12 protein-coding genes are annotated in these 11,311 nt (G+C 61.6%); all 12 read left to right on the top strand.

Features of this window, described 5'->3' with window-relative positions:
* The first annotated feature begins 186 nt into the window (after positions 1–186).
* The 12 genes from Q4P21_RS14730 to Q4P21_RS14675 all read left to right on the top strand — a co-directional run bounded on the left by Q4P21_RS14730 (position 187) and on the right by Q4P21_RS14675 (position 11,308).
* Entirely contained in the window at positions 187–1,305 is a 1,119-nt protein-coding gene (locus Q4P21_RS14730; RefSeq protein ID WP_303389490.1) for a DUF475 domain-containing protein, read from the top strand.
* 61 nt (positions 1,306–1,366) lie between these two features.
* Positions 1,367–1,960, top strand: coding sequence for a TerD family protein (locus tag Q4P21_RS14725; protein ID WP_207343700.1), 594 nt, complete (start codon positions 1,367–1,369; stop codon positions 1,958–1,960).
* A 74-nt stretch (positions 1,961–2,034) separates the two neighbouring features.
* Positions 2,035–2,616 carry a TerD family protein gene (locus tag Q4P21_RS14720; RefSeq protein WP_303389489.1) on the top strand — a complete coding sequence of 194 codons (582 nt, stop codon included), beginning with the start codon at positions 2,035–2,037 and terminating at the stop codon, positions 2,614–2,616.
* A gap of 108 nt (positions 2,617–2,724) precedes the next feature.
* Positions 2,725–3,306 (top strand): TerD family protein, encoded by a 582-nt coding sequence (locus Q4P21_RS14715; protein WP_303389488.1) that lies wholly within the window; start codon positions 2,725–2,727, stop codon positions 3,304–3,306.
* A gap of 156 nt (positions 3,307–3,462) precedes the next feature.
* A complete protein-coding gene (locus Q4P21_RS14710; RefSeq protein WP_303389487.1) occupies positions 3,463–4,656 on the top strand; it encodes a toxic anion resistance protein in 1,194 nt (397 codons plus the stop codon).
* A 125-nt stretch (positions 4,657–4,781) separates the two neighbouring features.
* The gene (locus tag Q4P21_RS14705) at positions 4,782–5,261 is read left to right on the top strand and encodes a hypothetical protein (protein ID WP_303389486.1); all 480 of its coding nucleotides are present in this window, start codon (positions 4,782–4,784) and stop codon (positions 5,259–5,261) included.
* The gene (locus tag Q4P21_RS14700) at positions 5,249–5,800 is read left to right on the top strand and encodes a TerD family protein (protein ID WP_303389485.1); all 552 of its coding nucleotides are present in this window, start codon (positions 5,249–5,251) and stop codon (positions 5,798–5,800) included. The genes Q4P21_RS14705 and Q4P21_RS14700 overlap by 13 nt, the downstream gene beginning before the upstream one ends.
* Before the next feature lie 9 nt (positions 5,801–5,809).
* A complete protein-coding gene (locus Q4P21_RS14695) occupies positions 5,810–6,607 on the top strand; it encodes a hypothetical protein (RefSeq protein WP_303389484.1) in 798 nt (265 codons plus the stop codon).
* A gap of 54 nt (positions 6,608–6,661) precedes the next feature.
* Entirely contained in the window at positions 6,662–7,855 is a 1,194-nt protein-coding gene (locus Q4P21_RS14690; protein WP_303389483.1) for an HpcH/HpaI aldolase/citrate lyase family protein, read from the top strand.
* A complete protein-coding gene (locus Q4P21_RS14685) occupies positions 7,852–9,339 on the top strand; it encodes a phosphoribosyltransferase domain-containing protein (RefSeq protein ID WP_303389482.1) in 1,488 nt (495 codons plus the stop codon). The genes Q4P21_RS14690 and Q4P21_RS14685 overlap by 4 nt, the downstream gene beginning before the upstream one ends.
* A complete protein-coding gene (locus Q4P21_RS14680; protein WP_303389481.1) occupies positions 9,336–10,505 on the top strand; it encodes a cysteine protease StiP family protein in 1,170 nt (389 codons plus the stop codon). The genes Q4P21_RS14685 and Q4P21_RS14680 overlap by 4 nt, the downstream gene beginning before the upstream one ends.
* Positions 10,502–11,308 carry an HAD family hydrolase gene (locus Q4P21_RS14675; RefSeq protein WP_303389480.1) on the top strand — a complete coding sequence of 269 codons (807 nt, stop codon included), beginning with the start codon at positions 10,502–10,504 and terminating at the stop codon, positions 11,306–11,308. Before Q4P21_RS14680 ends, Q4P21_RS14675 begins: the two co-directional genes overlap by 4 nt.
* Positions 11,309–11,311: the final 3 nt, after the last annotated feature.

Here is an 11,311-nt window from a genome sequence, read left to right as displayed (position 1 = left end):
TCACCACATTGCGTGACAAGTTGGAACCCTTCGTTCGGTCCAGCCGTTAGGAATGTGTAGCGTGATTGGAGACAATTGAATTTGCAGGTTCACTGCGTGGGTCGTCGGATCGCGTGAGGTTCCACCTGCAACAACTGCAAACCCTGCCCACACACCGCAGGGAACTTTCGAGGAGTTTGTCAGCGCGTGTTCTTTAAAACTTTTGGTTGGTCCTTCGGGATCACCGCCGCGGCCCTTGTGGTCGCGTACTTCTACGGCGGCGTTCAGGCGCTGATCCTCTGCGCAATTCTTGGTGTGTTGGAGGTCAGCCTCAGCTTCGACAATGCCGTGGTCAACGCCCGCATCCTGGAAAAAATGAGCGCCTTCTGGCAGAAGATCTTCCTTACTGTGGGCATCTTGATCGCCGTGGTGGGCATGCGCGTCGCCTTCCCTTTGTTGATTGTTGGTGTCACCGCCAACCTCAACCCGGTCGAGGCGATCCAGCTGGCCCTCGAAAAGGGTGACATCCACACGCCCGGCAGCTACGCCTACCTGCTCCACGATGCACACCCACAGATTGCTGCCTTCGGCGGCGTCTTCCTGCTGATGCTCTTCCTTGACTTCATGTTTGAAGAACGTGAACTGCACTGGCTCAGCTTTCTGGAAAAGCCCATGGCCTTCATTGGCCGCCTACATGGGGCTTCCATGGCCGTCTCGCTCATCATTTTGCTCGCAGCAGCCGCTATGGTCCGTCCGGGCAAGGAAGTTGACGTCCTGATTGCCGGTATTCTCGGCATGGTCACCTACATGCTCGTCAATGGGCTGGGCGAGATGTTCGACGTTGATGGAGACGGCGACACCGATGCGCAGGACACTGACGTCCAGGCGGCAAAAATTGCCAAGAAGAACAACAAGGGCGTGGGCAAAGCGGTGGGCCGGGCAGCGTTCATGCTGTTCATCTACCTCGAGGTCATTGACGCATCATTCTCGTTCGATGGCGTCATCGGCGCCTTCGCCATCACCTCGGACCCCATCATCATCGCCCTGGGCCTGGGCCTCATCGGTGCACTGTTCGTCCGCTCGCTCACCGTGTTCCTTGTCCGCGAAGGCACTCTGGACGACTACGAATACCTTGACCACGGCGCACACTGGGCCATTGGTGCCTTGGCCGTCATTCTGCTGCTGACCATCAGCTTGGAAGTCAACGAGGTGGTGACAGGCCTGATCGGCGTGTTCTTCATCGGCGCAGCCTTCCTGTCATCGATCGTTCGCAATAAACGATTATCGGCAGTGGAAGAGTCAAAAGTTGACCAACTTTCGCATTAATTAACCAATAACCCACAGCCACTAAATATTTTGTTATCCAATTCAAGGGAGAACCACTGATATGGGACTTAGTTTGCAAAAGGGCCAGGCCCTTTCACTGAAGAAGAACGACGGCGCCGCCCTCACCCGGGTGCGCATGGGCTTGGGCTGGGACTCCGCAGCCCCAGTAAAGCGCGGCTTCTTTGGCGGTGTAAAAAAGGCAGCGGAAGTTGACTTGGATGCCTCGGCCATCTTCTTCGACGGAGCAGGCAAAGCTGTCGATACGGTGTTCTTCAACCAGCTCCAAAGCAAGGACGGCTCCACGCAGCACACCGGTGACAACCTCACCGGTGAAGGTGAAGGCGACGATGAGACGATCTTGGTGGACCTGGCCAAGGTGTCCCCCGCAGTCTCACAGATCGTCTTCGTCATCAGCAGCTACAGCCGCCAGACTTTCGACACCATTGAGAACGCGTTCTGCCGTCTGCTTGACGATTCAACGGCCGGATCCCCCGAAGTGGCCCGTTTCCAGTTGACTGAAGCGGGAACACACACCGCCATGATCATGTCGAAGGTGTCCCGTGATGGAAACGGCTGGAAGTTCACGGCAATCGGTGACCGCGCCAACGGCCGCACTGTGATGGACTTGATCCAACCGGCAGCCAACGCACTGTAGGGTTTCGCCACAAGCATTTGTTCGTATGAGCTGAATTTAACGACGCTTCGAAGAATTAGAGGAGTTATCTTTCAATGGCATCTTTGACACTTTCCAAGGGCAGCAACCTTTCCCTGACCAAGGCCGATCCCGGCCTGCAAATGGCCATGGTCGGCTTGGGCTGGGACCCGCGCACCACCAGTGGTGACCAGTTCGACTTGGATGCATCAGCCATCCTTGTCACCAGCAGCGGCAAGGTCCGCAACAATGACGATTTCATCTTTTACAACCAGCTGGAGTCCAAGGACGGATCAGTCGTTCACCAGGGCGATAACCGCACGGGTGAAGGCGATGGTGACGACGAGCAGGTCCTGATCAATCTCGCCACGGTCTCACCCGACATCGAACGGGTTGTCATCGTTGTCTCGATTGATCAGGCCGAAGCCCGCCGCCAGAACTTTGGCCAAGTCCGGGACGCCTACTGCCGTGTGGTGAACCAGCAAAACGACCAGGAGATTGTCCGTTACGACCTCTCCGAAGATGCCGCGTCAGAGACAACCATGGTGTTCGCCGAGATTTACCGCAACGGTGCCGAATGGAAATTCCGCGCGGTTGGCCAGGGCTATGCAAGTGGCTTGCACGGCATCGCCACCGACTACGGCATTGTTCTGGACTAAACTCCCCGACTGGCCTCCCTGAGGTGCCGGTGCGCGGATTCCACTGCGTACCGGCACTGATCGAGCATTCACCCCGCTGACCGTTTCACTAGGTAAGGACAAGATTTCATGGCTGGATTGACACTTGCAAAAGGCAACAACCTCTCTTTGACCAAGACCGACCCGGGCCTGCAGAAGGCGCTGGTTGGCTTGGGCTGGGATCCCCGCACCACCACCGGCGACGCATTTGACCTTGATGCCTCGGCACTGCTTGTCGCTGCCAACGGCAAGGTCCGGTCCGGCGAGGACTTCATTTTTTACAACCAGCCTGCAACCAAAGACGGTTCGGTCACCCACCTTGGTGACAACCGCTCCGGTGAAGGTGAAGGCGACGACGAACAAATCCTGATCGACCTGACCAAGGTGGCGGCCGACGTCGAACGCGTCGTCATCGTGGTCTCCATCGACCAGGCCGATGTGCGCGGTCAGAACTTTGGCCAGGTTCGCGGAGCGTACTGCCGCGTGGTCAACCAAAGCAGCGATGCAGAAGTGGTGCGGTTCGACCTGAGCGAGGACGCAGCACCGGAAACTTCCATGCTGTTTGCCGAAATCTACCGCAACGGTGCAGAGTGGAAGTTCAAGGCAGTGGGTCAGGGCTACGCCTCGGGCTTGGCTGGCATTGCCACAGACTTTGGTGTTCCCCTGGGCTAGTCCCCACCTCCTCCCCAGTTCCAGCCGCTGGCGCGTCTAGAATTGGGGCCCCCGGAGGTGTGGGCCCACCCACCCGCTCCTTCCTGGCGGATGTGGGGCCCGACCCGCCCACGGCTACGTTTCCCGTTTCCTGCTATTCGAAAATTGGATCTCACAATGACTTCACCTTTGACACCTCCCACAGAAGCCGAAACAGCCCTTGTCCTCAAGGCTCCCGACGCACCGGAAATTGTTGCGGCGGACGAAGCTCCCGGCATGGTTCCAGTACCGGCGGAGCGCCAGGCCCAGATCAACGTCCAGGCCAGGGAATTCATTGCCGAGATCGCCACTTTCGACGCCCGCAGCCCCGAATTCACCACAAAGGTTGATGGGATCTCCAAGCTTGCTGGAACTGAAATGACCTCCTCCTCGGACGCCTCCAGCCGCATGTTGGAGCGTTCCTCCACGTCGGTGTCGGGTGCCAAGAAGAGCGGTAACAGCGCCCAAGCACAGGTGGCCGGCACGTTGAACGACCTGCGCAGCACCGTTGAAGACCTCACACCCAACAACGCCGATTTAGGCGTTGGGCGCAAGATCCTCGGCTTCATTCCCGGCGGCAACAAACTGGCCAAGTACTTCCAAAGGTACGAGTCGGCCCAGGTTCAGCTCGACGCCATCATCAAGTCCCTCATGGCCGGCCAGGACGAACTCCTCAAGGACAACGCCTCCCTTGCTGGGGAAAAGGTCAAGATGTGGGAAACCATGCAAAGCCTGAGTGAATACGCCGTATTCGCCAAGGCTCTGGATGCTGCCTGTGTTGAAAAGATCGACGCCACCCGCGCCTCCGGCCAGATTGAGCAGGCCCAGAAGCTCGAGGCGGACGTGCTTTTCCCCATCCGCCAGCGCCATCAGGACATCCTGACCCAGTTGGCAGTGTCGGTGCAGGGCTACCTGGCCATGGACTTGATCCGCAAGAACAACGTTGAACTGATCAAGGGTGTCGACAGGGCCCGGACCACCACCATTTCGGCCCTGCGCACGGCAGTTATCGTGGCCCAGGCATTGGCCAACCAGAAGATGGTTTTGGACCAGATCGATGCCATCAATACCACCACTAACAACATGATCTTGAAGACCTCTGAGATGCTCAAGGATCAGACCGTCCGCATCCACCAGCAGGCCGCCAGCTCCGGCGTGAGTGTGGAAACCCTGCAGAAAGCCTTCGACAACGTCTTTGAGACCATGGACGCCATCGACACCTTCAGGGCTTCGGCCGCCAAGAACATGGAAGGCACCGTACACGCCCTGGAAGCCGGACTCGCCAAGGCCAAGCCGTATCTGGAACGTTCACGCCAGTCTGAACGCGAGTAGTCTGAGACGTACTTACGAGGAAGCTGACGACAGGACAAGGTAGGGCAATGATTGGCCGTTTCATGGGTGGCAGGTTTGGTGGAGCACCCGCTCATCAACCCCCTGCGCTCCCAAGTGTTGATCCGGTGGCGGAGGAAATCGCCCAGATGGGTGCCTCCGTGGACAATTTGCGTGCTGCCGTGCGCAGGTCAGGAAGCAAGCTCCCGCCCCTGCTAACGTCCCAGTTGCGCCATTTGGGCGACCTCATGCGTGACACCGTCGCCGACATCAGCATCCGCGGCTGCTCCACGGAGCAAAGGGTGCTGCTCAACGCCATGATCTGCAGCTACGTGCCCACGCCCCTGCAGGCCTACCTCGGGTTGCCGCCAGCACACCATGGCGAGGAGTCCGCTGCCACATTTTTGTTTGCCGAGCAGCTGGCCACCCTGGAACTAACCCTTGCGGACCTGTTGAACCAGATTCGCATTGGTGCCGTCGAGGAGCTCTCCACGCATGGGCGTTTCCTGGCGGACAAATTCTCCGCACAGGACGCCGCCTTGCAACTTCAACAACCTGTTTCTGAAAGAGACCCATTGCGTCTGGAGGGCCAACCTTGGCAGCACTAGTGGCGGGGGCCAATGCGGCCCTCACGGTAGAGAATCCCGGCCTTGACCACGTGGTGGTTGGCATGGGCTGGGACACCATCCCCAGCAATGGCCCACAGGCGGAGCTGGTTCCGTTTGTTGTCATGTGCGACGGCGACGGAAAGGCTGTTTCCAATGACCACCTTGTGTTCTTCAACCAGTTGGTCAGCGCTGACTCCTCCGTCACTTTCATTGGTGACGGCGACCAGGAGCAGATCGATGTCCAGTTGAAGCTGGTCCCCGAGGACGTTTCGAAGATCATTTTCCTGGCTTATGTGGATCCGGAACTCCGCGGCCACGGCAGCTTTGCCTCTGTTCGAAGCGCCCACATTCGGGTGGCGACGGATGAAAACAGGGAGCTGGTGCGTTTCAACGTGTCAGTTCTCAAGCTTGAGTCCGTCACGGCCATGATCTTTGGTGAGCTGTACAGGCACAGAACCGACTGGAAGTTCCGTGCCTTGGGCCAGGGCTACAGCACGGGCTTGGCCGGCGTCGCCAAGGACTACGGAATTAGCCTGTAGGACCCTGACATGACTGCTCCCTCAAATCCACGCACCGACCTGGTTTTTTTGCGTCGCCGCATCAAGCCCGGACGCACCCAGCCGGTGGCTGCCGCATCGGTACAAGCCGCCGCCCCAGTGCTTGCCCGTGCCTCCGCACCCCCAGCCCAAGCCGCTCAATTTCCCCCGGCCAACACGTCACGCTCGGCCGGCCTGGTGCTGGGACGCGGCACCACGCCGTCGTCCACGAGTGCACGGGCGCAAAGGCTGGCCGCCCGGCGGCAGAAGGCCGCGCTGGAGGACCATGAAGTCAAGCTATTGTTCCCCGCCCCGGGAATCGCGGACGTATACGAACTGAATTTGGTTGACAGGGTGCTGCGGTTGTCGGCGCTTCAGTCCTCCGTCGGTACCATGGTGGTCAGTGGAAGCACGGCCATAGCCTGGGAGAGTGTGCGCGGGGTAACTGGCGGGAAAACGGTCGACGGCCACAAGGCCGGCACCCCCGTCGAGACTTCCGGGAACCGGGAATTGGTCGGGTACAACGGCCGCGAAGCCCTCGTCTCGTTGCGCCATGTACGCGAATTACGCCGCGCCATTTTCATCAACCGCAGCAGTTCCCCCATGGGGGTGCAGTTGTTCTCAGGCGACACTGTGGCGCTACCGCCTGCCGCCGACGGAACGCAGATGGTGCTGCTGGCGCACAGGATTGGCAATGTTCTAGAACTGCGGGCCGAGCCCGTTCCCCACGATTGGCCGGATATAAAAATCTGGCAGGAGTTCGACTTTTCCATGACGCACAGGGCGCCTGTCTCCTCCTACGGGCGCTAGCGTCGTTTGCCGGCGGGCCACGTTCCGCTATTCATCAACAGCTCGAAAGGGCCAATGCGACATTTTCGTTCCCTGACCGACTCCGCAGCCGGGCAGCTTTTCCATCGGCTGCCCCTGGAACTGACTGCCGAAAGCACCCCGGAGCTGCTGGCCGTGGCCCTGGGCGGCACGCTCTATACCCCGGCGAACCGTAGTGATCTTGTCAAGGATGTGCTGCGCCAGCGCGATCTTGGCTGCGTCTCCATGGTGCTCTGCCTGGAGGATTCCATCCCCGACGCCGACGTTCCAGAGGCTGAAGGAAACGTGGTTGCCGCACTGGCCTCACTCGCACGGCACCAACACGACCTGCCGCTGCTGTTTGTCCGGGTCCGCACCCCCGAGCAGATGCTCCGGGTGGCCCGGCGTGCGGGTGCCGCGACGGCCCTGCTCACGGGTTTTGTGCTGCCCAAGTTTGACAATGAAAACGGCACTGGTGCGGCGTTCTTGTCTGCACTCCACGTGGTGCAGCAGGAGCTGGGGCTTGACGGCACCCCCTCAGCCGACGGCGCACCTTCGCATCGGCTGCGTGTGATGCCAATTCTGGAATCATCGCCCATCATCCATATCCAAACGCGTGCAGCAGCGTTGACAAACATCTATGCCCTGCTGGCAGCCCATCGGGAGGACATTTTGTCGGTGCGGATCGGCGCCACCGACATGTCCAGTGCCTTTGGGCTGCGACGTTCCCGCGACCTGACCATTTACGACGTCAATGTGGTGGCAGGGGTCATCGGGGACATCGTCAACGTGCTGGGCCGGCCCGACGGCGGTTTCGTCATCTCCGGCCCCGTCTGGGAACACTATTCCAACACAGAGCGCGTGCTGCGTCCGCAACTGCGCGTCACCCCCTTTGTGGGGCCCCATGAGCAGGAGCTGCGCCAGCGCATCATGACGGCGAACCTTGACACCTTGATCCGTGAAATAGAGCTGGACCTGGCCAACGGCTTGCTGGGCAAGACTGTCATCCACCCCAGCCACATCGCCCTGGTCCATGCCATGAGCGTTGTCAGCCATGAGGAATACCTTGACGCCGTGGCGATCGCTGGAAACACGAACGGTGGCGCCGCTGCGTCCCCGTACGGGAACAAAATGAATGAGATGAAACCGCACCAGGCATGGGCTCGGCGCACTCTGCTCCGGGCCGACGCCTACGGAGTTTCCGCCGCCGGTGTCACCTTCGTCGACCACCTCGAAGCGAGCATGGGATGAGCGTTTTCGAGCCCCGCCTGACCGCGAACTCGAACTGGACTGGCGACTTTGTGGCCCGCCAGCTGGACGTCCGCATCCGCACCGCCCCGGACAGCGCCTTCGCCGTGGAGGATTTGGTGGGTCTGGCACTGCGCCGCAACCCGAAACGTGCCCATCTGCTCGTCTCGACTGTGCTCGCCAAGCATGTGCCCACTGAACCCGCACTGGTCATGGCTGCCGGCACGCTGCTAGGAGCATTTATTGCCAGCGAACTGTGCTTGCCAACGCACGACGCCGAAACCAGCCGATCGCTGGCCGTGGCGACCGCGGCGCTCACCACGGCCCTGCGCACCAGCGGAACGGACCGCCATAACGCCATCACAGCCCTTGGCGACGCGGCGGCTGGGTTGCACACCCGGGTCCCGGACGCCGTCGTGCTTGGCTATGCCGAGACGGCCACGGGGCTGGGGCGGCTTGTCGCCAATGCCCTGGGCGCCTATTACATCCACTCCACCCGGCAAGCCACCCCCGGCATTGAGTCCGTGGCCGGCTTTGAGGAGGGGCATTCGCACGCCACCTCACACGCCATGGTGCCCACTGATCCGCACTGGTTGGACGGTGACGGACCGGTGGTTTTGGTCGACGACGAGTTCAGCACCGGTTCAACCGTCATCAACACCATCCGCGAGCTGCATGCCCTTGTCCCGCATTCCGACTATGTGGTGGCTGCCCTGATCGATCTGCGCAGTACCGCCGACCGTGCACGCTTTGCTGACCTGGCCGCCGAGTTGGGGTGCAGCATTGTGGTGACGGCGCTGGGAACCGGTGAGATCAGCTTGGGGAACGACATCATTGAACGTGCCGCAGCACTGATCGCGGAGCTGCCGCCGGTGCCTGCCGGCGAGGCTGCGCCAGCCGGTGCGCGCGGACGCCTGGCCATGCTCGAATTGACGGATGCGGACATCGCGCCCATACGCAGCGACCGCTATGGCAACATGGCGCCACCACCGGAAGAAGACGTTGCAGCGGTCGCCGGGCAGGTGGCGGCACTGCTGGCAGCCCAGGAGTGCCGGGGTCCCTTTGCGGTGCTGGGCTGTGAGGAGAACATGTACCTGCCTGTGGCTGTGGCCAATGTGCTGGCCGGGTTGCTGCCGGGTGAACAAGTGCGTTTTTCCTCCACAACCCGTTCCCCGATAGTGCCCATCGACAGGGCAGACTACGCCATTGCCGGGGCGCTGTCTTTCGCCAGCCACGATGCCACCCTCGACGGCCCGGGCAGCCGTTTTGCCTACAACCTCAGCGGAACGCACGGGCGCCCGGGCACCATAGTGCTCTTCCCAGAACCCGGCACCGGCCGCCGCGATGTCCTCGCAGGCAACCCCGCGGCGGGGCTTGACCCGCTGGCCGTGGCGATGACCAAGGCAGCCGACGACGTCGTGGTGGTGCTGCTGCCTGCCGATCTCCCACCTGCCACTGACGGCAATTCATCAAAGGACGCACCATGAGCCAGTTCCCGCTTCCCACACCCTTGAAGGGTCCGGCGTTTGGTTCCTACGCACCCGATGAGGTGAGCTGGCTGCTGAAGGACCTGAGCCACATTGCCTTGGAGGCCCCCACCGCGGAGCGCGAACGCGCCATCCAGTCGGGGGCCGCAAACTATGCCGAATCATTGCCGGTGGAGTATTCGCCCAGCACGGAATATCAAGCCCTGTACACGGAGGCCGTGGGGCGCTCCGCCGTGCGGATCGCGACGGCCGTGGGCGTGGTGACGGAGCTGGCCCTATCAGCCCGCGGAAACCAGCCCGTGCTGGTGTCGCTGGCGCGTGCAGGCACGCCCATCGGCATCTTAATGCGACGCTGGGCCCGGCAGGTCCACGGCCTTGACCTGCCCCATTTCACCATGAGCATCGTCCGCGGCGTGGGCCTTGACCAGACGGCGCTGCGCCACCTTGGCGCTCATTTTGATCCGGCGCGCGTGCTGTTTGTCGACGGTTGGACGGGCAAGGGAGCCATTGCGGGCGAGCTGAGCAGCGCGCTGGACAAGTTTGCGGCGAGTGACGGGGTGCGTTTCCCGGCGGACCTTGCCGTGCTGGCGGACCCCGGCCATTGCGTGTCCATGTTCGGCACCCGCGAGGACTATCTGATCCCCTCGGCCTGCTTGAACTCCACCGTCTCCGGCCTGGTCTCCCGGACGGTCTTCAACACCGACCACATTGACCAGCATGATTTTCACGGCGCCAAGTTTTACGCGGAGTTGGCGCCCAGCGACGTCTCCAACGACTTCCTGAACGCCATTTCCGCCCATTATGGCAATGTCCGCGCGGATGTTGCCCAGCAGCTTGCCGAGCATCGTGCCACCGCCCCCACGCCCACGTGGACGGGGTGGAAGGCCGTCGAACGGATCAGCACAGAGTACGGCATCAACAACGTGAACCTGGTGAAGCCCGGCGTGGGCGAGACCACCCGCGTGTTGCTGCGGCGCGTGCCGTGGCGGGTGCTCGTCAACCCCGCGGCCCGGGCCGATGTGGCGCATGTGCTGCTGCTGGCCGAACAACGTGGGGTGCCCGTGGAGGAAGTTGTAGATCTGCCGTACAGCTGTGTGGGTCTCATCCACCCACAATTCGACAAGAGCGCCGTGGGTGCCGACGGCAAGGCGGTGCACAACGCATGAGCCCCACCCTCGTCGCCTGCGACCTTGACCGCACCCTCATCTACTCCAAGAACGCCCTCTGGCTCACTGGAGCGGACAAGGATGCCCCGGCCATGGTGGTCGCTGAAGTGTACGACGGCGCCCCCCTCTCCTTCATGACCCGCACAGCCCAGGAACACCTACTGGCGGTCAAGGACGCCGCAACGTTCGTACCTGTCACCACACGGACCCAAGCCCAATATGAGCGGGTGCAACTCCCCGGCCCGGTGCCCGAATACGCCATCACCTCCAACGGTGGCGTGCTCCTGCACCATGGCGTGCCGGACACTGCGTGGAACGAGCAGCTCTCCGCACAGCTGGCCGCGGCGTGTGCGCCATTGGAAGCCATTGAAGCGCACCTGGCCAACCCTGATTTCGCCCCGTGGATCCTGCGCCTGCGCCGGGCCGAGGACTTGTTCGCCTACGCCATCATCGACAGGGACGCCATGCCGGATTCCTTCCTGACCGAGCTGAAACAAGTCTGTGCAGACGCAGGCTGGAGCGTCTCGGTGCAGGGTAGGAAGCTCTACTGCGTCCCGCTGCCCATCAACAAGTGCGGCGCCCTCGCCGAAGTTTCCCTCCGCACCGGCGCAGAAACAGTCATTGCGGCCGGCGACTCACTCCTGGATCAGGACATGCTCGCAGGTGCCCACCTCGCCTTCCGGCCCCTTCACGGGGAACTGCACGACGCCGGATACCTCGCCTCCCACCTGCGCCTCACCTCGGTGCGCGGCATCATGGCAGGGGAAGAGATCCTGCGCAGCATTCTGGCTGAGATCAGCTGATCG

The sequence above is a fragment of the Arthrobacter sp. genome, assembly GCF_030540645.1.
GTDB lineage: Bacteria > Actinomycetota > Actinomycetes > Actinomycetales > Micrococcaceae > Specibacter.
This window is presented reverse-complemented; position numbering and strand designations above follow the sequence as displayed.